Genomic DNA, 23,236 nt, shown 5'->3' with positions numbered 1-23,236 from the left:
TTTCATAGTGTTACTCGTGATAAGGCATAGAATTCATTGCGTATCAACATTTTTGCGTATTGGCATCTTTGCGTAGCGGTGTTTTTATATTTATGGAAATAAGCTAGCATTATCAAACACTTTGCTCATTTCCTATTTGCGATTGCTCTTGATATTTGAGAGAGCATCATAAGATACCTCCCTTTTTCAGGGGGGGACATTTAACCTCATTTTTGATAGAAGCGAATGGATTTATTTTATCGTAAAACACCATTGAAGAAGGCATGTAAATTTTACACATGAAGTGTTTTTTTATGGTCAATACATTGATTTATTCTGTGTTACCCATTCTTCAACAATACGCTTTTGTGCTACTTGTATTGTTGCTTGATTCTCAATCAAGCTGAAAGATGTACGCATGTGTTTCCACGTTTTGGCACAAAGCCAAGGTGAATATTGTAACGGTTCCATTTGCGATATTATTCTCCCTGTAATTAAAATCATGGGAGACTCTCTCATTAATAAGGATTTACAAATGTTCCTCGATGGGGTTGAAATGAGAAAAATTCATCGTATTGAGGGTTTTATTACAATAGGTAAAATGATGATTATATCTTTATAAATCAGTTTGTTGAAGATAAATTGAGATATGAGGCGGTAAAAAAATAAACGTGTGTGTTGGGAAGAAGTTACACTATGGGATAGCTTTGTTGAAGAGCGCACTTACAATATCATGTTGAATGCTTATAGTGATGAGCTTTATTTGCACAGAAGAATGGCGCTGTTTTTTTTTGCTATAGAGTTTTTTATTATAGACGATGAGATTGGTTTTTTTATTGGCACTTTGGTGATGAAATGAGTATTAAAAAGAATTTTTGTGAGAAAAATGTTGTGATAGGGGGGAGAGATTGAATCCTGCAATGAATTTTATAAGAGTGTTTAAAGATAAGGTGTAGACCTGTTGGTGCTCAAGAGGTCGTAGATTGGTTTAAAAGATGCATTCAAACGTGATAGAGGAAGAGATTGTATCTGTATTGGTTCCTCTTCCTGTTGCTCACGCTTATAGTTATAAAGTTCCCTCTTCTATGGAGGTGAACGTTGGTTCCTTTGTTCGTGTTCCGGTGATGGGGCGTGAGCTTTGCGGTTTTGTTGTGGATGTTGGAGAGAAGACAGCAGATGGGCAAAGGTCTGGTTTGGTGGCGCGTGAAAAATTACGCTCTCTGCTTCATGTTTTTGATTGCCCCCCATTAAAGGCAGAAATGATCACATTTTTGCGTTTTGTTAGTCGCTATACAATGGCGCCTTTTGGTCTTGTTGCACGATTGGTTTTGTCTGTACCGGCTGCTTTAGAGCCGGAAGCGCAGATGCTGGGTTTGCGATATTGTGGTGGAAATGTAGAACGTCTCACACCAGCGCGGTCACGGGTTTTGGAATTGGTGCGCAGTGAGAAGATATGGACACGTTCTGGTCTGGCACATGCGGCTGGAACTTCGGTTTCTGTTGTTGAAGGTTTAAAAGCGCTAGGAATTTTTGAAGATGTTAAGGTTCCTGCTCCTGATCTTGTGGGCATGCCTGATCCTGATTTTTGTTCCCCTCAGTTGCAGGGAGCGCAAAATGAAGCAGCAACAATGTTGCGGGAAGGTGTTTTATCTTCTCAGTTTCAAGTTTTTTTGCTTGATGGTGTTACGGGATCAGGAAAGACAGAGGTTTATTTTGAAGCGGTCGCTCAAGCCTTCAAAGGGGGCAAGCAGGTTTTAATTTTATTGCCGGAAATTGCTTTAACACAGCAGTTTTTAGATCGTTTTTATGCACGCTTTGGAGCTGCGGCAGCGGAATGGCATTCTGATTTGACGCCACGTCGTAGAGAGCGCGTTTGGCGGCAAGTTGCAGAAGGGCGGGTGCGTGTCGTTGCGGGGGCTCGTTCAGCGCTTTTTCTTCCCTTTCATGAGCTTGGCTTGATTGTTGTCGATGAAGAACATGATAGCGCTTATAAACAAGAAGAGCGCATTTTTTACCATGCGCGTGATATGGCTGTTGCACGGGGCTCTTTTGAGCGTTTTCCTGTTATCTTATCTTCAGCAACACCGTCGATTGAAAGCCAAGCCAATGTTTTAAGAGGGCGTTATCAAAAGGTACATTTACCTTCCCGTTTTAAAGAAGTAGCACTTCCACAGTTGCGGGTGGTTGATATGCGCCAAGGAGGGGTGCAAAAGGGGCGCTTTATTTCCTTTGCTCTTGAAAGGGCTTTAAAACAAACGCTTGATAAGGGCGAACAAGCTCTTCTTTTTCTTAATCGTCGTGGTTATGCACCTTTAACTTTATGCCGAATTTGCGGACATCGTTTTCATTGTACTGATTGTTCAAGTTGGTTGGTAGAACATCGTGCGCAAGGGCAACTGAAATGTCATCATTGTGGATATCATGAACCACTTCCTCAAGCCTGTCCTGAATGCGGGACATTAGATCATCTCGTAGCTTGTGGACCGGGTGTGGAAAGAATTGCAGAAGAAACACAAATGCTTTTTCCTCAAGCGCGATCATTGATCCTTTCAACGGATCTCAAAGGAGGGATTGGGCAGTTGCGAAGCGAATTACAAGCCATTGCCAATGGCGATGTGGACATTATTATTGGAACACAGTTGGTCGCTAAAGGACATCATTTTCCCAAGCTCTCTCTGGTTGGTGTTATTGATGCTGATCTTGGTCTTGCCAATGGCGATTTACGCGCAAGTGAACGTACCTATCAGCTGCTTTCTCAAGTTACCGGAAGAGCAGGGCGTGTGGGATTGAAAAGTTTAGGATTATTGCAAACTTATCAACCAGATCATCCGGTCATCAAAGCCTTACTTGCATGCCAGCCAGAAGATTTTTACACACGTGAGATTGCAGCACGTCAGCATTATCATTTGCCCCCCTATGGGCGGCTTGCCTCTTTGATTGTTTCTGCACAACAGCGCCAAGCAGCAGAACATTATGCGCGCGCATTGCGTCAGGCAGCGCCACGGGAAAAAAATATCTCGGTTATGGGACCAGCAGAAGCGCCTTTGGCTTTGGTTCGGGGGCGTTATCGTTTTCGGCTTTTGTTGCAGGGACAGCGTTCTTTTGATATACAAGGGTTTATACATGCAATGCTTAGCGGTACACCCAAAATGCCCAGTTCCGTTCGGGTTCAAATTGATATTGATCCGCAAAGTTTTTTCTAAAACCAGTATCGCATAAAGTAAAGATCTCTTTGCTTAAGGTGCTTTACTTGAACTCTTAGTATTATTCAGAATAAGCATCCAGGCAGCAAAATATGATATATGTACATTGCATTAAGTAGAGCCACGGGAAAAAATATCTTTGTGATAGAACCAGCAGAAGCGCCTCTCTTCTTCGAGGGCTCTATCATTTCGGCTTTTACTCCTTTTTTGTGTTAGGGACAGTATTCTTTTGATAGGCGGATTCTTTTTATAAGGGCTGAAAATGCTTAGCTGTACACCAAAAGTATCCAATTCTATTCGGGTTCAAATTAATATTGATCTATACTTCTTCTAAAATCAGTGCAATATAGTGCCATATAAAGTGAAGCTACGCGGGCTTAATGAAGGGCGTGATTTTGATAAAAAAATTTGAAAAGAGAGAATTTGTCGATATTTGAAGCTTATCCGGTATGAAAAATGATATATTATCATTATAAATCAATGTTTTGTATATTTAAAGAGTGTGCTTACAAGAAAATATTACTTGGTGAAATTTTTTAAAAGGAGTGGGTATTTGAAGAAAAAAGATCAATGTTTTCTTTAATTTTTAGGAGGATATTCATTGTTTTTTTCTTTCTTATCAGTTTGAAATAATAGACTTTTTCAATCGCAGCTGCATCTCATTAAAGGTCTTGTGGTGATAAAGGGAGTGTTTTTTAGAGAAGAAGTGTTTTATTATGGTGGCAAGGGCATTTGAAGAAAAATCAAAGAGAGTGAAAAAATCGCTCAGAGAATGTCAAAAAGAGGCATAAAAAAACTGTGATGCCATCCTGTATATCTAAAAAAAATGCTTTTCAAAAATATTTTGAATATTTTATTAAAATTTTTAAAAAGCAGCGATTTGTGGTGTTGCGAGTCGGCTATGTCTATGCTAGAAACCAAGTGATTTTTGTTCTAGGTTTTAAGAAAAAGATTCTTAAGATTGAGAATGTCTGTTTCATTTCATCTGATAACTATCAGAGAGTCGCTCAAGGGAAAGAGGCGGTATTTCGTGTCGGATTCATTTTCTCTCATACCGCTGCCGTTGGTAGATCAACGCTATGCGCAAGCGCTTTTTGATTGCGTTCAAGAAGCTGGAAACGTTGAAAAGGTTGAAAAGGCAGTAGAGGATCTTTTGCTTGTTTTGGAGCATAAGGATTTAAAACGCTTTGTGCTTAGTCCATCCTTTTCAGTTAAAGAGCAAATTAAGGTGATGCAATCTGTTTGTGCAAACATCAAATTTGCTGATAAAAACGCAGGGCAGGTCATTGGTAATTTTTTACGCGTTATTGCAACAAACCGTAGGCTTAGTGCCGTATTTGGTATTTTACGTGCTTTCCAGCATTGTGTTGCACGCGCTCGTAGGCAGGTTACTGCGCAAATTGTTTCTGCGCGCCCCTTAAGTTCTCAACAAAGACAAGAGTTGTGTGAGGCTTTGGAAGGTGTTGTTGGAGGAAAAGTCTTGCTGCACATCATTGTGGATCCAACAATTCTTGGTGGATTAATCGTTCGTGTGGGGTCGTCTCAAATTGATACGTCTCTTCTCACAAAATTGTCTTCACTTAAGCTTGCATTGAAAAAAGAGGTCAGCTGATGGATATTAGACCATCTGAAATTTCAAAAATTCTAAAAGAGCAAATCAAAAACTTTGACCAAAAGGCTGAGGTTTCAGAAATTGGTTGGGTTCTCTCTGTAGGGGATGGTATTGCTCGCGTTTATGGTTTGGATAATGTCCAAGCAGGGGAAATGGTCGCTTTTCCAAACGGTGTGCGTGGTATGGCACTCAATTTGGAAGTTGATAATGTTGGTGTGGTCATTTTTGGCTCAGATCGTGATATTCGTGAAGGTGATTGTGTAAAGCGGTTAGGCGCTATCGTCGATGTTCCTGTGGGCCCCGCTTTGCTGGGACGTGTGGTTGATGCGTTGGGAAACCCTATAGATGGGAAGGGTCCCATTAAAGCAACGGAGCGTCGTCGTGTTGATGTTAAGGCGCCAGGGATTATTCCGCGTCAGTCAGTGCATGAACCGATGTCGACCGGATTGAAAGCGATTGACGCACTTATTCCTATTGGACGGGGGCAGCGTGAATTGGTGATTGGTGATCGCCAAACAGGAAAAACAGCAATTTTGCTCGATACATTTTTAAATCAAAAACCTTTTCATGAAAAAGGGGCTGGACGAGAGCAAGACAAAGTTTATTGTATTTATGTGGCTATCGGTCAAAAACGTTCGACGGTGGCACAATTCGTTAAAGTTTTAGAAGAACGTGGAGCGCTGGAATATTCTATTATTGTTGCAGCGACTGCTTCTGATCCAGCACCACTGCAATTTATTGCACCTCTTGCTGGGTGTGCTATGGGTGAGTATTTCCGTGATAATGGGCAACATGCTTTGATTGGTTATGATGACTTGTCAAAACAGGCGGTGGCGTATCGTCAAATGTCTCTTTTATTGCGTCGTCCTCCAGGTCGTGAAGCTTATCCGGGAGATGTTTTCTATCTTCATTCGCGTCTTTTAGAGCGGGCTGCGAAGTTGAATGCGGAAAATGGATCTGGGTCATTGACAGCTTTGCCGGTTATTGAAACGCAAGCAAATGATGTTTCTGCCTATATTCCTACAAATGTGATTTCGATTACTGATGGGCAAATTTTTCTAGAGACTAATTTATTTTATCAAGGAATTCGTCCTGCTGTAAATGTTGGTCTTTCTGTGTCGCGTGTTGGTTCTGCCGCACAAATTAAAGCGATGAAGCAAGTTGCTGGCTCGATTAAAGGTGAATTGGCGCAATATCGTGAAATGGCAGCTTTTGCGCAGTTTGGCTCTGATTTGGATGCGTCAACCCAGCGTCTGTTAAATCGGGGTGCGCGCTTGACAGAGCTGTTGAAGCAGCCGCAATTTTCTCCACTCAAAACAGAAGAACAGGTGGTGGTTATTTTCGCGGGTGTGAATGGCTATCTTGATGCTTTGGCGGTTTCTGATGTTGCGCGGTTTGAGCAGGGACTTTTGGTGCTTTTGCGTAGTGATTATCAAGATCTCTTAAAGGCAATTGCTGAGCAAAAGCAAATAACAGATGAGCTGAAAGATAAGTTGATAACTGTTCTTAATACTTATGCGAAAAATTTCTCGTGATGAATTGATGGAATGCTTGAATGGCTTCACTAAAAGATCTTAGAGACCGTATCGCTTCGGTTAAAGCAACACAAAAGATTACCAAAGCTATGCAAATGGTTGCAGCGGCGAGGTTGCATCGTGCTCAAGAGGCAGCGCAGTTTGCACGCCCTTATGCGAAGAGAATGGCTGATATTTTGACCAGTGTTGCTGCTGATGTAGATGGTGTTGATGCGCCTACTCTTATGCGTGGTACGGGGCGCGATGATGTGCATCTTTTGGTGGTGTGTACTGCTGAGCGCGGTTTGTGTGGTGCTTTTAACGTGCAAATTGCTCGTCGTGCACGTGAACAGATTAAGGCATTGTTGGCGGCTGATAAAATAGTAAAAATTATCACTGTGGGTAAAAAAGGCGCGGATATTTTATCGCGTGATTACAAAGGCTTGATAATTGATCATATCGATTTGCATGCTGTAAAGCGAATTGGTTTTGCAGAGGCAGTGATGATTAGTCAACGGATTGTTGATTTATTCAATGAAGGTGCTTTTGATGTTTGTACGCTGTTTTATTCTGAATTTGTTTCCGTAATTAATCAGCGTCCAACAGTTTTGGATTTGATTCCAATGGTTGCTCCAAAAGCAGCTGTTGGGGCAATAGATATTGTGGAGCAAACCGATCATAACAAAGGTTCACAATCGATTGTTTATGAATATGAACCTGATGCTGCGTCTCTTTTAGAGGCTCTTGTACCACGTAATCTTTCGGTGCAAATCTTTCGGGCTTTGCTAGAAAATGTTGCTGGTGAAATGGGCGCCAAGATGACAGCTATGGATAATGCATCGCGCAATGCGGGTGAAATGATTAGTAAATTGACGGTGGCTTATAATCGTCAACGTCAAGCACAGATTACGACAGAATTGATCGAAATTATTGCGGGCGCTGAAGCGCTTTAAATGGAGAAGGTAAGGATTGATGGTAAAAGCAGTAACCTCAAGCAAAGGAACAGAAAAAGGTGAAAAAAAGAAACCAGCTGCTCGTTCCGGCGTGAAAAAAGCCGCTTCGAAATCTCAAGTGGATGTAAAGGCTTCCTCTGTACCTGCGCGTGATGCAGCTAAAGATACACCTGTAAAAAAAGATACATCCGCAAAAAAAGAAGAGCATGCAAAAGGCGCTGTTGGTGAAATCAAGCAGATTATTGGTGCTGTCGTTGATGTGCAATTTGAAGGTGAATTGCCAAATATTCTCAACGCTTTGGAAACAGAGAATTTAGGCAATCGCTTGGTATTAGAAGTTGCGCAGCATTTGGGTGAAAATACCGTGCGTACGATTGCTATGGATACGACTGATGGTTTGATGCGGGGCCAAAAGGTTGTGGATACAGGCACACAAATTAGCGTTCCTGTAGGAGAAGCAACGTTGGGACGTATTATGAATGTGATTGGGGAACCGGTGGATAATGTGGGACCAATCGCTTCAACCAAAACACGTTCTATTCACCAAGAGGCACCTGAATATGTTGAGCAATCGACTGTTTCAGAAATTCTCGTAACCGGTATTAAAGTCGTAGATTTGTTAGCCCCTTATTCTAAAGGGGGTAAAATTGGCTTGTTTGGTGGTGCTGGTGTTGGAAAAACCGTTCTCATTATGGAGCTTATAAACAATATTGCAAAGGCACATGGTGGCTATTCTGTATTTGCTGGTGTGGGAGAACGTACACGTGAAGGAAATGATCTTTATTATGAAATGATCGAAAGCCGCGTGAATGTGAATCCAAAAGAGAATAATGGTTCAACGGAAGGGTCAAAGTGTGCCCTTGTTTACGGGCAAATGAATGAACCACCAGGAGCGCGTGCGCGTGTGGCTCTTTCAGGATTGACAATTGCGGAAAGTTTCCGTGATGAAGGACAAGATGTTCTCTTCTTTGTGGATAATATTTTCCGTTTTACGCAAGCAGGAGCTGAGGTATCTGCTCTTTTAGGGCGTATTCCTTCTGCTGTTGGGTATCAGCCTACCTTGGCAACGGATATGGGGGCGTTGCAAGAACGTATTACCAGTACAAAAACAGGCTCTATTACTTCCGTTCAGGCAATTTATGTTCCGGCAGATGACTTGACGGATCCGGCGCCGGCAGCGTCTTTTGCTCATTTGGATGCAACAACTGTTCTTTCGCGCTCTATTGCGGAAAAGGGGATTTATCCAGCGGTTGATCCGCTTGACTCTTTCTCGCGTATGTTGGATCCATTGATTGTGGGGGAAGAGCATTACACTGTTGCTTGTCAAGTGCAAACCATTTTACAACGTTATAGAGCGCTTCAGGATATTATTGCTATTCTTGGAATGGATGAACTTTCTGAAGATGACAAATTGCTGGTGGGGCGGGCGCGTAAAATTGAACGTTTCCTTTCGCAACCTTTCCATGTTGCGGAAGCCTTTACTGGTTCGCCGGGGAAACTCGTTCCTTTGGAAGATACAATCAAAGGCTTTAAGGGGCTTTGTGCTGGCGATTACGATGATTTGCCAGAAGCTGCTTTTTATATGGTTGGTTCGATTGATGAAGCACTTGAAAAAGGAAAGCGTCTCATGGCAGAGGCTTCTTAGTAAGAAGCTTCTTATTCAAGAGAAAACTGTCATGGGTATTTTTCGTTAAAAAGGACGAGTCGTTGGAGAAAACGGAGAGTCCTTATATCGGGTATTGTGGAGACTTTTGTGGAAAACAATAGAGAAGAGCATTTTTTATTTGAGCTTGTATCGCCTGAAAAAATTGTGTTTTCAGAGCAGGTAGTGTCTGTTGTTCTTCCTTCAGCCTCAGGTTATTTGACAGTTATGGCGCATCATGCGCCATTGGTGGCAAGTATTGTGTTGGGCAGTGTTCGTGTTCGCACCTCTTTGGGTGAAAAATTATTTGTTGTATGCGGGGGCGTTGCAAATATTACCTTTTCAGGTTGCTCTTTATTGGTAGAGCACGTTGTGGCTGTAGAGAATCTTTCTTTTGATGTATTAGAACAGCAGATTTTGCAGATTCAAGCGACGTTAGAAGGAGGGACAAGTGATGAGGACAATCATAAAATAGAGGCTTTTTTTCAGCAGTTGTCAGCTGATGGTGCTGTGTTGATAGAAGCGTAGCAGAGTATACAGGAAAAGATGACATGAGCGGAAAAAAGAGTACGGTTGTGTCTGCTAAAAGGAGTGCAAAACCTTTTCCTCATCCTGGTCGTGTCTTTGCGGGACCTTTGCCAAAGTGCTTTGTTTATATTTTTGCTTCTCTTATTTTGCAATGGGCTTATGGTTTAGGGGCTAATATTGTTCAGTCTAACATTGTCCATCTTACGGGTGATTTTCATGCAACTTTGGCCGAGACGACATGGCTGGTAGCGGCTTATATGGCGCCAAATGTGAGTGTAGCGATTATGTTGATCAAAATCCGCTATCAATTTGGGCTGCGCGCTTTTGCTGAACTGTCAATCCTTGGCTTTGTTTTGGTTTGTGTGTTGCAGCTCTTTGTTACGGATTTGCGTTCTGCGCTAATTATTCGCTTTTTTGCTGGGATTGCTGCTGCGCCTTTGGCTTCGCTTGCGCTGCTTTATATGATGGAGGCTTTTGCTCCAGCAAAGAAGTTTACTGTTGCTCTGAGTTTGAATTATATGAATGCAGCTTTAGCAGCACCTTTATCACGTTTGATTTCTCCTGATTTGCTGGAAAATGGTGGTTTTTCCAGCCTTTCCGCTCTGGAAATGGGGTTGGTTCTTATCAGCTTGGTCTGTATCTATACTTTACCTCTTACTCCTGTTGTGCGTAGTAAGGTTATTCAAAAATTAGATTGGATAAGCTATGGTTTGATTGCTCTTGGTCTTGGATTAAATGCTGTGATCATGTCTGTTGGTGTATTGTATTGGTGGTATGAAGCGCCATGGATTGGTTGGGGGCTCGCACTTGCTATTTTCTCTTTGGCTGTTGCTATTATTATTGAGCTTAATAGAGAAAAACCGTTGATTGATCTCCGTTGGATTTTCAGTAAAGAAATGATACAATCTGTTTTTATTTTATTGATTTTTCATGTTTTTTTGTTGGAGCGATCCAATTTGCCCGTCGGTTTTTTTAATCTTTTTGGTTTGCTCAATCGTGAAATGGCGCCCATGTATCTTGCGGTGACATTAGGGATTCTGTTAGGGGGGGCTGTTTGTGTCTTTTTTTTACGGGCGGGGCGTGAAGATTATTTTTATTTGTTATCTTTGGGTTGTTTGGCACTTGGCGCTTATTTAGATAGTCGTGTCAATCATTTAACGCGTCCGCAAGATATGATGTTGAGCCAAGGATTGGTGAGTTTTAGTTATGCACTTTTTTTGCCTCCTGCTCTTTTCAAAGGGTTTGTGATTGCTGGTGAGCGAGGGCCGCGTTATGTTTTGAGTTTTATTGCTGTTTTTTTGCTAACGCAAGTGACAGGGGGATTGATGGGATCGGCTTTTTTTGGCACTCTACAGTTTTATTTTGCTCATAAGAACTTTGAGTCTTTAACACAAAATATTGTTGTGACGGATCCGCTTATTTCTGGTGAGATAAATACTTTATTTTCGCCTTCTTATGGTGCTTCTGTTCCCCATGGCTTTGGAAGTGAGCAGGCGACTTCTCTGTTGATAGAGAAATTTAAGTTAACAGCAAATATTTTTGCTTATGATGACGTTTTTCGGCTTTATTTTTATATTTCAATGGCTGTATTCGTTGTTTTTCTTGTTACAATGGTTGTTAAGTCATGCTCTTTGCGTGCGTTAGAAAAGTAGAGTGATGTTATAGAAGAGGGGTGCAAAAAATGATAAAAGCATTACGGTCAAAAGCTACGATTGTTGCATTCCTATCGGGCATTACGGGTGTTTTGCTAATTTTGTGGGCTTGGAGACTTCCTCCTTTTGTAAATAACATTCAAATAACGGATAATGCTTCCATTAAGGGTAATGTTACTCTGGTGAGTTCACAGATCTCTGGGGTGATTGCACGGATTTATGTGCAAGATTATCAACGTGTTGAAAAAGGAATGCTGCTCTTTGAGCTTGATGATTCTCTTTTTCGTCAGCAGCTTGCACGGGCACAGGCTGTTCTCGATTCAAAAAATGCAAAACTGGCAAGTATTGAATTGCAAGCTCAGATTTTACAGGGAGAAGTTAATGCTGCAGAAGCGGAATTAGCGCGTTCACGAGCATTCTCTAATGTTGTTTCTGATAGTAAAAAGTTAGGCTTTGGTGATGCGGCAGTTTCTGTTTCTCGCCCTCTTTCACAACTCTTGGCAGCCCTAGAAACAAAACGACAATTGCAAAAACAATTAAATCTTGAACGGCAAAGTTTACAGTCAGAAGTTTCGGGAGCGAAGGTGAGTGTTGAGTTGGCAAAACTTAATCTCGATCATACAAAGATTTTATCTCCTAGAACAGGCTATGTTGGATTGGTTGGCGCTAGGGTAGGGCAATATGTTATGCCAGGGACACAATTGGTCTCTGTTATTTCTGATGATATTTGGATTATTGCTAATTATAAGGAAACGCAACTTTCTCAGATGCGTGTGGGACAACCGGTTGTTTTTTCTGTTGATGCATTGAACAACAAAAAGTTAACAGGGCGTGTGGTTCGTTTTGCACCTGCTACAGGCTCAGAATTTTCATTGTTAAAAACGGATACGACAATTGGTAATTTTATCAAAATTGCGCAACGTATTTCAGTACGGATTGCTTTAGATCCTGGGCAGGAAGGGATTGAAAAACTCATTCCTGGCATGTCCGTGGTTACCTATGTAGATACTTCGCAGCGAGTCGATTCTGGAGGATGAAATTTTGGGTTTTTTCAGTTTAATTTTTGCGTCATTTACTTATAGCAAGTGGTTGTTTACGTTGGAAGATTTCGTTTGGTTTGCTATACTACATGTTTTAAAGCTCTTAGGCTTCTTATACTTTTATGTCATGATGTAAAATAATGTTCCTTAGAATATTAAAGCGCATGCATCTTTACTCATTTCCATTTCTTTTGAACTAACTCAGTAGGGGGATGGAGTATAGGAAGCTTTGCCTGTGGTTTTGCACAACACTGTCCTTTGAGGTGTGGTATCACCGCATGTTTGGAAGATGGGGGTAGGGGGATGCCAGATAAAAAACTGGATTATAGACTGCTCGGATAGGTGGGAAACTTATCCTGTTGGGAGAAGGCATAAAGTTAGGAGGAAGACGTAAAGTTTATATTTTGTAAACCATAAAAAATGCCCGCTTTGAGTCGGGCATTAAAAGGGAAGGTTATTGGTTGTGTTATTAATTTTTACGGATCAGCAAGAAGCTTACTAAAACGACTCCTGCTGCTAATGCGAGGGTTTTTTTAGGATTTTCTTTCGCTTTTTTCTTTAATTCTGTAGCATGTTCGTTGAGGTGATAAAGTGCGTGACGGCCTTTTTGTTTCCATGTATTAAACAGCTCAGAAATGTTTTCAAAGCTATCATTTTGAAAACTCCAATGATTTACGGGGACCAGCTCTCTTTTTAATTGTGCTATACGTTTTTTAATTTTAGCATTTTTTCTATGGGGTGAAAATAGACACATTTATTGACTCCTTCATGTGTTAAATTGTTGTGTGACAGTTGGAATTGTGTTTGGGGTTTTGCTATAACGGCTTGAAAATTGAAAGGTTGCATTGATAATGCCGTGCGTGGGTGAGATGAGAGTTAAGAGTTTGGGTTTAATGAGGCATTTCTTAATGTACTCGAGTTCATTTCGTGATGGTGTTTGTTAAGGATGTAAGGTAAAAATTTTTACAAAATGGTGTAAGATTCATTCATAAAAATGGTGGGCGATGTCTTCATTTTTTTGTTTGTTTAAAGTGTTGGGATAGCTTTTGGCACTTGAAATAGTTTATAAGGAGTTTTTATCTACCTATTCTCTTGTGGCTGTAGGGAGTGGTATTGATTGATTCAATTAAGAAGATTTAAAATGAGGAAATCTTATGATATTTGGGTTTTCCATTCAAATTTGTAAAAAATAGATTATTATAAATCAATATGTTGGATTAATTTGGTGATGTCTTTCATGCATTTTTAAAAATGGCGCTTTGATGGGTGTTATTTGTTGTGTTGTAAAACACTGTTTTGTGATGACATTGATGTCAGGTATCGGCATGCAACTTAAAAATACAGTATTGTCTCTGTTTTGTTTCAGTTTCTTTTTGAAGCAACCAAGTGTAGAAGTATAAACTTGAACAGAAGTAGTAGAACTTATCCGGTACGTCTATAGAATGAATACACCTATGAGTTGTATTGCATCAGTGTTAGTAGGTCGAACCTTTTGAGAGCAATCTGTTAAGATTGGTGGGCGGTGTAATTTTCGTCCTTTGAAGCGCGGAGGAAATCAATGTAAATAATGATTGATAGCGCAGGTTTTAAAAATTTGAGGACTTGATGAGTACGACCTATTTTTTATCTAAACCACTTGAGCGTCGTCGATCTGTTGGTGTTGCTGTTGGTGATGTGATCATTGGGGGGCAGAGCCCGATAGTTGTACAGTCGATGACCAATACAGATACCGCTGATGTTGATGCAACTGTTTCTCAAGTAGCTGCTCTTTGGCAAGCTGGCTCACAATTGGTTCGAATTACTGTTGATCGCGATGAAGCGGCGGCGGCTGTACCAAAAATACGGGAGCGATTGGAGAGGTTAGGATTTTTTGTACCATTGGTTGGGGATTTTCATTATATTGGTCATAAGCTTTTATCTGAGCATCCTGCGTGTGCTGAAGCGCTTGCAAAATATCGCATCAATCCTGGAAATGTTGGTTTTGGCGCAAAAAAAGATCGTCAATTTGCAGAAATTATTGAGATTGCTTGTCGGTATCATAAACCTATTCGCATTGGCGTGAATTGGGGCTCTCTTGATAATGCGTTGTTAACACGGCTTATGAATGAAAATGCACAGCAAGAAAATCCTTTATCGGTTGCTGAAGTGATGCGGGAAACTGTTGTGCAGTCGGCTTTGCTTTCGGCTACTTTAGCAGAAGAGTTAGGGTTGGGGCGTGATAAAATTATTCTTTCTGCTAAAGTGAGTGATGTCCAAGATCTTATTGCTGTTTATACCACCTTGGCGGCGCGTTGTGATTATGCTCTTCATTTGGGGTTAACGGAAGCTGGGATGGGAACAAAGGGCATTGTTGCTTCTTCGGTGGCTTTGGGTATTTTATTACAGCAAGGGATTGGCGATACGATACGAATTTCCTTAACACCAAAACCTGGTGGTGATCGGACACGAGAAGTAAAGGTGGGGCAAGAACTTTTGCAAGTGATGGGTTTTCGGCAATTTTTGCCTGTTGTTGCGGCTTGTCCTGGTTGTGGGCGCACAACCTCAACGGTCTTTCAACAATTGGCGCAAAAAATTGAAGCAGATTTATACAAAAATATGCCTGTTTGGCGTAAAAAATACCCTGGCGTTGAAAGTTTGAAGGTTGCTGTGATGGGATGTATCGTCAATGGACCGGGGGAATCAAAGCATGCGGATATTGGAATATCTTTGCCTGGAGTGGGGGAAAGTCCTGCGGCACCTGTTTTTATTGAGGGACAAAAGGTAAAAACTTTGCGGGGTGATCACATTGCTGAAGAATTTGAAGCACTTTTGAGTGATTATATTCATACACGCTTTGGGCAAGGTTGAGGTAAAAATCGCATAAGGTTGAAGTAAAAATGGTGTGTCGTTTTTTTTAACAAGCTGTCTTCAATGTGAAGATGGCGCTGTTGTATGCTGCTGCTTTAGCTATGGTCAATACTGTTGTTGGTTGCTTATTATTTTAGGTAAAACCAGATGATATGCCTGTTTTAGAATCAGAAGCTTATGAAAGATATTAATGAGTTTGAGTGTGTTAAGACTATTAAGCAAAACGATATGAATACTTTAATAGATCCGTAAATGTTGTTGCTGGTTTTTTGGCTGCTCTTGAGACAGTAAAATATTTAACGGATTCTTCAAATATCAAATTATAGAAAGAACATTGTTTATTGATTTTTCAGGCATTTTCCCAGCATTTTTTGGGGTATCAAATTGATAGGATTGGAAATCCTTATAGCGATTATAGTCCTATTTGTCGTAAAATGTAAGCTTTTATATTGATATAAAATGATGTATACGGGTGCCTTTTTTGGCGTTATTGGGGGAGTGCATGACAAGTATATTAGCGTTTGGCTTTTTATTTAACGGTATAAGGATTTTAACCGGCGCCTTTATTGTCTTTTATATGCTTGAAAAAGGCTTAACGCTTATTGATATAGGTGTCATTAAGTCGTTTCAGGCTTTTATTATGATGGTTACCGATATTCCTCTGGGATATTTTGCTGATCGAAAAAGTTATAAAATATCGATCGTTTTGGCAGCGGCTTTTGCTGCCACATGGCTCTTTCTCATGGGATTTTCTACAAGCTTTTATGGTTTTCTTTTGGCAGAAACTTTTAATGCCTTATCGCTGACATTAATTGCTGGAGCCTATAATGCTTTACTTGTTCAATATGCAAAAGCAAAATTGACATCTACTAAAAAAGTGCTTGGTTCCAGCTCTCAATATAATTATATCGGCATGTTTATATTCAGTTTAATCGGCGCATATTTTGCTGATTATTCTAGCCAATATATATGGTATATCGCGGCGTTTTTAATGTTTATGACGACACTATTTGGTTTGTTTTTTCTTGATGACTTGAAGGGGGAGAAAAAACCAAATAAAGCGAATTCTCTCATTTGTGAAGCTAAGGAGATGTTGTCTATTTTTATTAAAGTTCCTTATATCTCTTTATGCTTTTATTTTTCATTGATCTTTTTCAATATATTCTCGCAGTATTGGCAGTGGATATTTAAAGATCATAATATTAATGTCACTTATTTTGATCTTGGTGTGACATTTTCACTTATATTGTTTTCTCAGCTCTTGGCTAGTTTTCTCTTTACAAAACTAAGTGAAAGAGTGAATTTTATTTTACTGTTGTTTCTTTCGGCTTCACTGATTTTTACCGTTGCTTTCTTTGAACCAAGAAAAGAAATGGCTGTCATTTTAGTCTGTATGATTTTTTATCTCATTAAGTATACATATCTTCGTGTAGAAGTTGTTTTGCATGATAGTATTAGTGATCATTTCAGGGCTACATATGAATCTTTCTTGTCAACCGTTGGGAGATTTAGCTTATTGGTATTTTTTTACATGAGTGCGTATATGGTCAATATATTTGGCTTTTTCTCACTCGTTTATATTTTTGCTATTTATTTATTGATTTACTTGTTGTCAGTACTTTTTTTAGAAGGAACTCTCAAAAAAGTTCAGTGAAAATATTAACTTATTACGATACGTGTTTTATAGGGTTTCATAGTGGAGCAAGGCTTTGATTTATTAAGGCGCATCGTTGTTTTTGCATGTTGAATGAGAAAGCTGAATAGAGTCAGTTATTCTTATTTAAAATCTATGTATGTTGAAGCAATCAAAGTCATCTGCTTGTACGTTATAAGTGGGCTTGGCATAATAATCATTAAAATGGCATAACAATCATTACAAAAGAAATAAAAATGCTGCTCATGAATATTACACAAAGGGTTGCTGACAAGATTGGACGCTGATAAAGAACATGATTGTGCCGGATTATATACTTATTAAGGAATGGTGATGGAGCAGTTTTCTCATTTTCATTGGTTCCTTACTGGTAACACTTTATCTCATTAGAGCTAATTTAAGCAGTCGGACAATTTATAGCCTGTTCAAATAGGCTTTCCTCATGACTGATTTTATTGTTGATATATTTAACGCGTTTTATTGCTGTTTTCTTTAAAATATCAATTATCTTGTTGAGATAATTTTTTACGTTGTACATTCTCATTTTTGAGTATTTTCTCTTTGATTATGGCGTTAGCTCTGTATTTTCTGATGTTAGAAAATTTCTGATCCAGATAATAAACTTATCTATGGAAACTTTGAATGACATCCCCCCCCTCTTTGAGAGGGAATAAAACCAAGTACAGAAATATTGTTGAGTACAATTTGCTACAAATAAGCCACAAGAAACCAGCACATATTGATATATTTGATAGGAATCTGTTAAGCCGTACAAATTATGGTTATTATAAAGGTAAAGCGATGAAATCGTTATCCATAACGTGTGTTGTAACATTTATAACTCTTTTTTCTGTATTGGTATTGTTGGGATGTACGCGTGTAGATAGTTTAGAGCAGTACAATAAACTTTACGAAGAATATATAAGTGAAAAATACGAGGCTTTTGAACATTTTCAAAAGCAGGAACAAGCAAGAAATTTCGTCTATAGCCGTGGTTATCAAAATATAGCGCCCAAATTTGATATTATATGGCATCGACACATACTTATTGTTTTATGTGGACGCTTTGTTAATTTATTACGCGGTGATTATAATGAGGAGATGTCATGGGCAATGCTACCCAATGTCATAAGCAGTTTGCGTTATGACTATAATTGGAGAGAAAGCGATTTTATCTGGGCTTATAATATGTCTATGAATTCTACCGACCCCATGATTGATTATGCGAAAAAATTTCTTAATTCTTCAAGTGGAAATGGTATTAGCCCAACAACACAAATTATTGACCTTGTGTCTAGTATGAGAGCTGGTCATGATGACAATACTAAACAAATAGCGCGTTTTTGCAGAGAACTCCACACGATATATGATATGATGAAACCAAGAGGAATTTACAAATGATATTGAATGGGTAATGAGAAAAATTCTCTCGAAGGGTATTAAATGGCTATAATACTCTTGATAATTGCGGCATTTTCTTGGCCATGTTGCTTGTTTTTTTATTATGGCTTCAAAAGGTGGACATATTTTCTAGCTTTGGCAACAGGCATAGGTTCACTTACAATGATGCTTTTCATCTTAATAAGAAAATTGCACTTAAAGGAGGAAATTTGCTCTTGGATTGAAAAAACGACTTATCACAAATTAGATTGCGCTATTATATATAATAATAATAAGGACTTTTTTATCTTTCTGTTGCAAAGATCATTCTCTGTTTAATCTTATCAATTCTCTTTTTGTGTGATGAATTGAATAAACGAGATAAAGAGCGTGATGAATTAAAGTTCTACAGTGATCATGATTATTATTAAATTGAAGTTATTACACACTTTTGTAAATAAAAATGTTTCTGCTTTTGAAGGAGCATGCCGACACAATCATTCACTTTGCTAGCCCCTAATGTTGCGACAGCCCTTGGCTTTTAAGACGGTTCATAAGAGGCATTTTTTTAGTCTTTTCTTTGATGTTTTGCCCTACGCGGCTCTCTCTGTTTTTGAGGTGCAAGCAAGTGATTTTTATTGATTCAATATACACAGATTTGAAATGAAAGAATCTTACGGTATTCAGGGTTCTTATTCAAGTTGAACAACCGAGAATTATCATTATAAATCAATGTGTTATATCTTTCCAGCTTAAGAAAAGAGAGATCAGTAATAATACTGCTTTGGTCTTTCGTTCTATTGAAATTAATGGCTTTATTTATCCTGTTATGCCGTAACATACTGTCATTTGAGGGGTGGTGAAGGTATCCTGTTTGATACATTAAGTATTTTAAGAAGTACATGGTGAATATTCTTAAGTCTTGCTTATCGCGTCTTTAGTTTAAGTGAATCGCATGTGTGGAATCGGCTTTAAAGCATCCACTGTAATATCTTTTAAAACATGATGATTACGCATTTTCACATTTTGTTTCTTTTAGTCTTTAATGGAAGGCATTTTTCATGCAAAATAGGATACCCAGAATGCATTTGTGTTATAAATTCACGCGGCTTATTTTAATGAAATTCCTCTCAAGATTTGTCGTACCCATTTCATGATAAGGACTATAATGGAGATTAATAGTAACGTTTCTTGGAAAAGTCTATTATGCATTCAATAAATATGACGGTGTACACTATGTACAATAGGGTGGATGAAGTTTAATTTTGGCGTATTGCACTAAAGTGTGCTGCTTGTTGGAGGGGGAGTGCTTTAGCGCCAAAAGGATGTAAGAATGCTTCTGCTTTACTGATGAGTATATCTCGCTTTTTTTGGGTTTCTTTAATGCCGTAAAGATGAACAAAAGTGGCTTTTTGTGCCGTTTCATCTTTCCCAGCCGTTTTTCCTAGGGTTTGCGTGTTGGCGGTGACATCAAGAAGGTCATCGGTTAATTGAAAGGCTAAACCAAGATAGGTACCAAAATCAGTAAGCTTTTCGGTTAATTCTTTAGATGCATTGCCAATGATGGCACCTGCTTGGCAAGCAAAGCTTATCAGGGCTGCTGTTTTCATGTGTTGTAGAGTGATGATGTCAGTACTTTCTTGCGGTCTTTTTTCAGCTTCAAGGTCCAGCATTTGTCCACCTAACATACCGCCAAGCCCTGCCGATTGTGCAAGAGACGTGATCAGCTTGATTCTAATATCTGTAGATAGATTACTAGCTTTATGGGCAATGATTTCAAAGGCAAATGTTAAGAGGGCATTGCCTGCTAGAATTGCTGTTGCTTCATCAAATGCTACATGGACAGTGGGTTTTCCACGCCGGAGTATATCGTTATCCATAGCGGGAAGATCATCATGAATGAGCGAATAACAATGGATACATTCTAAGGCACATGCAACATCAAGAGAATGTTCTACAGGGACGTCAAAAAGTGCAGCACTTTGAATTACAAGAAAAGGACGCAAGCGTTTTCCACCGTTCAGCACACCATAGCGCATGGCTTTGATTAAGTTTTTAGGGCGTGAAATTTCACCATTTTGGATTTGATCACTTAACAGGGTATCAAGCCGTTTTTCAACGGTGTCTCTATGTTTTGCAAGAAGGGTGGTAAATTCGTGCATTCTTGCTTCCTTTGTTTTTACAAAAATGAAATTATGAAGTTTAAAGAGAAAGGTTGTCGCTTTTTCTTGTTTTCATAAATTGGCGTCGTTTTTTATTAAAAATCAACTTCTCTTTTTATCCGTATCTCTACTGTATGCGCAAATCCCTTTTTAAACCAAATAAAAATTGAATGAAGGGCTTATAAAAAAGCTTTCATTGGTGTATAAAATTCTTAAATTTTGCAGTGTTTTTGATATTCATTTGATTATTGTGACACCATTTTTGATAACAGGAAGGTCATTTTTGGTAAGAGGAGGATCATTTTGACATTGCCTCTTCTTTTTTATCAGTGTATAATATCCTCAAATTTTATGGTGTTTTAAATGAAGCATTGTCATTTTTGACATTGCTTTTTCTGTTTTAATGGATTTGGAGTGTCTTTTTATGGCTGTACCTAAACGAAAAACCTCTCCAGCGAAGAGGGGCATGCGCCGTTCGGCTGATGCTCTGAAGGCGCCGACTTATATCGAAGATAAAAATTCTGGTGAATTACGTCGTCCTCATCACATTGATTTGAAAACGGGAATGTATCGTGGGCGTTCCGTTTTAGTGGTTAAAGACTGAGCGTTTTCTTTCTTTTCCAGTGGTGAACTTCTTTTATTTCGTCGATCAATGCACGCTTGGGGCGTGCATTTTCGCTTTAAGATCAATGTTGGGGTTCCCTTGCGTCGCCCTCTATTGATATGGAAAAGGGAATGTATCGTGGGCGTTCCGTTTTAGTGGTTAAAACTTTAGCGTTTTCTTTCTTTTCCAGAGGTGAACTTCTTTTATTGCATCGATCAATGCACGCTTGGGGCGTGCATTTTCGCTTTAAGATGAATGTTGAGGTTCTCTTGCATCGTCTTCTATCGATGTGGAACAGGGAATGTATCGTGGACGTTCTGTTTTAGTGGTTAAAACTTTAGCGTTTTCTTTCTTTTCCAGTGGTGAACTTCTTTTGTTTCATTAATGAATGCATTGGGTAAGATGCGTTTTTCACTTTTTCTTGAGAACATGTGTGGGATAAAGTTGTGCTGTAGAGAAATGATTCTATTGTGGGAGATGATTTTCTTGTTTTCTTGAGAGGCTATAAAGGGCTACTTGTATCAGTGTCTTTTATGATGACTTCGTTAAGAGCTTGGGTATTGATATAAGTTAGCTCAGTAATAGAATCATTTTGTATCGCACTTAATCTTTATTGACTATAGAGAGAATCCTATTAGACCGTAAAATATCATCGTTTAAGGCGGTTGATCTATGTAAGGATTTAAGCATATCGGTGTTTTCCGGTGTTTTTTATGAGAATATTTAAGGCAATGGTTTGTCTATAGGCTTATATTGTGACATGTGATTCTCCTTAAAAAAATAGAGATCGACATCACATTGATTTATAAAGATCATTTGTTGTTTTGCGCCTTGAATGGAAGGTCTATCGTAGGATTTTCTCATTTCAAATTTTTTCCTATGTTGAATCAATGATAATCACTTGCTTTTCGGTCACAAATGGGAATGGCATGTGGGTAAAAACTCTATAAAAAAGGAAAAAATGTTTATAATGAATATTTTCAAATGTAAGGATTGTTGTAACATTGGGGTTAAATGTATGCTGATGCCAGCGCGCTTTCTTATGAGCAGAAAAGAGAAAACCGTTACAAGACAGAAGGTGTACACATTCAATAATCTTTAGTGCTTTTTATGATAAAGGTGCATGAGACTTTTCTATGAATATCACGCTGTCTTTTTATGTTTTTGAACTAAGAATTGTCTATGTATTTTTCTTATTTTTGTGAATATAAGGGATTTGTTGCGAACAGCTTGTAAAAATAAGTAAACTTAAAACCAAATATGTTATGTGTGGGGGTGAGCAAAGTATTTTATCAAAGCCGGTACGATTCTCCAGTTCATAGCTGGTTTATGAATGATTTTATGGTGTTGCTTACCTAAGTTTATGATTTTTTTGTTATCTGTTCATAACTAGACAACATATTGATTTATATATATAATTCACTTTTTTCTATTGAATTAGAACCCCGAATAACGTAAGATTTACTTATTTCAAATCTCTCTATCTAGAATCAATCAAAACCACTCGTTTGCACGTCACAAGTGGGATGAGTGTGTGGATAAAATTTGTATAAGAAAGGACTAGAAATGGTTCTTATAAATCGTCTTAAGAGCCAAGGGCTGTCGTAACATCCACGAGCTGGAAAATATAATGATGGTGCCGGCTTGCTTCTTCACAAACGTAAAGATGGAGGTGCTCAATGGATTTATCGTTATACCATTCATAGTCGGCGATGTGAAATGGGCATGGGGCCTTGAGAGATGTTTCTTTAAAACAAGCCCGTGAATTGGCAATTGGGTGGGGTGCTGTTTTACGTGAGGGGCGTGACTCCATTAAAGAACGCGATAAACAAAAGCGTGAGGCAATGCGTAATCTTCATTATTTAAAAAACATTGCTTTAGATGCTTTTGAAAGCCGTAAAGCTGAATTAAAAAGAGATGGTAAAGCTTGTGATTGGTTTTTACCATTACGCCTTCATATTCTCCCTAAATTGGGCTGTCTGCCCGTTTCAGAGATTACACAAACAGAGATACGCAATACCCTTGCTCCTATCTGGCATACAAAAGCTGCAACAGCAGAGAAAGCACTAAATCGTCTTAATCTTTGTCTCAAACATGCGGCTGCATTAGGGGTAGATGTTGATTTACAAGCAACAGAAAAAGCACGCGCGCTCTTAGGTAAACAACGTCATAAAACCACTAATAGACCTGCAATGGATTGGAAAGATGTTCCTGCCTTTATTCAGTTACTCTGTAAAACACAAAACATAACACAACTGGCTTTGCGTTTGCTTATCCTGACAGGCGTTCGTAGCAATCCTTTGCGTCATATTCGTGAAGATCAGATTGAAGATGATAACTGGACAATTCCTGCTGAGAATATCCAATCTTTAGTAGTCTGTTTGAAACAGAGATTAAGACTTTTAAGAGTTCTACGAATCATTCTAGATTTTTTGTGTTCGATTGGAGTAAGAATATTGCGTATAT

15 protein-coding genes and 1 pseudogene are annotated in these 23,236 nt (G+C 39.0%); 13 read left to right on the top strand and 3 right to left on the bottom strand.

What is annotated here, in order from left to right:
* Window positions 1–297 precede the first annotated feature (297 nt).
* Window positions 298–483, bottom strand: a complete 186-nt coding sequence (locus ACFINO_RS03450) for a hypothetical protein (RefSeq protein WP_375633460.1) — start codon at window positions 481–483, stop codon at window positions 298–300.
* A 491-nt stretch (window positions 484–974) separates the two neighbouring features.
* Between ACFINO_RS03450 and ACFINO_RS03445 the strand changes: the two genes are divergently transcribed.
* The 8 genes from ACFINO_RS03445 (at window position 975) to ACFINO_RS03410 (ending at window position 12,120) form a co-directional block, all read left to right on the top strand.
* Window positions 975–3,182 (top strand): primosomal protein N', encoded by a 2,208-nt coding sequence (locus ACFINO_RS03445; protein ID WP_375655052.1) that lies wholly within the window; start codon window positions 975–977, stop codon window positions 3,180–3,182.
* A 1,030-nt stretch (window positions 3,183–4,212) separates the two neighbouring features.
* Window positions 4,213–4,794 carry an ATP synthase F1 subunit delta gene (gene atpH, locus ACFINO_RS03440; RefSeq protein ID WP_375655051.1) on the top strand — a complete coding sequence of 194 codons (582 nt, stop codon included), beginning with the start codon at window positions 4,213–4,215 and terminating at the stop codon, window positions 4,792–4,794.
* A complete protein-coding gene (gene atpA, locus ACFINO_RS03435; protein WP_026500438.1) occupies window positions 4,794–6,329 on the top strand; it encodes a F0F1 ATP synthase subunit alpha in 1,536 nt (511 codons plus the stop codon). Before atpH ends, atpA begins: the two co-directional genes overlap by 1 nt.
* A 20-nt stretch (window positions 6,330–6,349) precedes the next feature.
* The gene (locus ACFINO_RS03430; protein ID WP_375655050.1) at window positions 6,350–7,261 is read left to right on the top strand and encodes a F0F1 ATP synthase subunit gamma; all 912 of its coding nucleotides are present in this window, start codon (window positions 6,350–6,352) and stop codon (window positions 7,259–7,261) included.
* Window positions 7,262–7,280: 19 nt separating this feature from the next.
* Window positions 7,281–8,906 (top strand): F0F1 ATP synthase subunit beta, encoded by a 1,626-nt coding sequence (gene atpD / locus ACFINO_RS03425; RefSeq protein ID WP_375633457.1) that lies wholly within the window; start codon window positions 7,281–7,283, stop codon window positions 8,904–8,906.
* 108 nt (window positions 8,907–9,014) lie between these two features.
* Window positions 9,015–9,431 carry an ATP synthase F1 subunit epsilon gene (gene atpC / locus ACFINO_RS03420; RefSeq protein WP_375655049.1) on the top strand — a complete coding sequence of 139 codons (417 nt, stop codon included), beginning with the start codon at window positions 9,015–9,017 and terminating at the stop codon, window positions 9,429–9,431.
* Between the two features lie 23 nt (window positions 9,432–9,454).
* The gene (locus ACFINO_RS03415) at window positions 9,455–11,083 is read left to right on the top strand and encodes an MFS transporter (RefSeq protein ID WP_375633455.1); all 1,629 of its coding nucleotides are present in this window, start codon (window positions 9,455–9,457) and stop codon (window positions 11,081–11,083) included.
* A gap of 29 nt (window positions 11,084–11,112) precedes the next feature.
* The gene (locus ACFINO_RS03410) at window positions 11,113–12,120 is read left to right on the top strand and encodes an HlyD family secretion protein (protein WP_375617840.1); all 1,008 of its coding nucleotides are present in this window, start codon (window positions 11,113–11,115) and stop codon (window positions 12,118–12,120) included.
* A 472-nt stretch (window positions 12,121–12,592) separates the two neighbouring features.
* On the opposite strand, the gene ACFINO_RS03405 is transcribed toward ACFINO_RS03410, so the two are convergent.
* A complete protein-coding gene (locus tag ACFINO_RS03405; RefSeq protein WP_375611728.1) occupies window positions 12,593–12,877 on the bottom strand; it encodes a hypothetical protein in 285 nt (94 codons plus the stop codon).
* An 851-nt stretch (window positions 12,878–13,728) separates the two neighbouring features.
* On the opposite strand from ACFINO_RS03405, the gene ispG reads away from it, so the two are divergent.
* From ispG to ACFINO_RS03390, 3 genes are all read left to right on the top strand, one after another.
* Window positions 13,729–14,970, top strand: coding sequence for a flavodoxin-dependent (E)-4-hydroxy-3-methylbut-2-enyl-diphosphate synthase (gene ispG / locus ACFINO_RS03400; protein WP_375633454.1), 1,242 nt, complete (start codon window positions 13,729–13,731; stop codon window positions 14,968–14,970).
* A 502-nt stretch (window positions 14,971–15,472) separates the two neighbouring features.
* Window positions 15,473–16,624, top strand: a complete 1,152-nt coding sequence (locus tag ACFINO_RS03395) for an MFS transporter (RefSeq protein ID WP_375655048.1) — start codon at window positions 15,473–15,475, stop codon at window positions 16,622–16,624.
* An 801-nt stretch (window positions 16,625–17,425) separates the two neighbouring features.
* On the top strand, window positions 17,426–18,025 hold the full coding sequence (locus ACFINO_RS03390; protein WP_375655047.1) for a hypothetical protein: 600 nt from the start codon (window positions 17,426–17,428) through the stop codon (window positions 18,023–18,025).
* Window positions 18,026–19,263: 1,238 nt separating this feature from the next.
* Here ACFINO_RS03390 and ACFINO_RS03385 read toward each other — a convergent pair.
* A complete protein-coding gene (locus tag ACFINO_RS03385) occupies window positions 19,264–20,166 on the bottom strand; it encodes a polyprenyl synthetase family protein (protein WP_375633452.1) in 903 nt (300 codons plus the stop codon).
* Between the two features lie 424 nt (window positions 20,167–20,590).
* Here ACFINO_RS03385 and rpmF point away from each other — a divergent pair, with 424 nt between their 5' ends.
* Both rpmF and ACFINO_RS03375 read left to right on the top strand, forming a co-directional pair.
* Window positions 20,591–20,770 carry a 50S ribosomal protein L32 gene (gene rpmF, locus ACFINO_RS03380; RefSeq protein ID WP_005774555.1) on the top strand — a complete coding sequence of 60 codons (180 nt, stop codon included), beginning with the start codon at window positions 20,591–20,593 and terminating at the stop codon, window positions 20,768–20,770.
* A gap of 1,617 nt (window positions 20,771–22,387) precedes the next feature.
* Window positions 22,388–23,136 (top strand): annotated as a pseudogene (locus ACFINO_RS03375) (tyrosine-type recombinase/integrase); the annotation flags it as partial.
* Between the last annotated feature and the right edge of the window lie 100 nt (window positions 23,137–23,236).

Origin of the sequence: Bartonella sp. AA83SXKL, assembly GCF_042196965.1 — a bacterium.
In the GTDB taxonomy this organism is placed as follows: domain Bacteria; phylum Pseudomonadota; class Alphaproteobacteria; order Rhizobiales; family Rhizobiaceae; genus Bartonella.
This window is presented reverse-complemented; position numbering and strand designations above follow the sequence as displayed.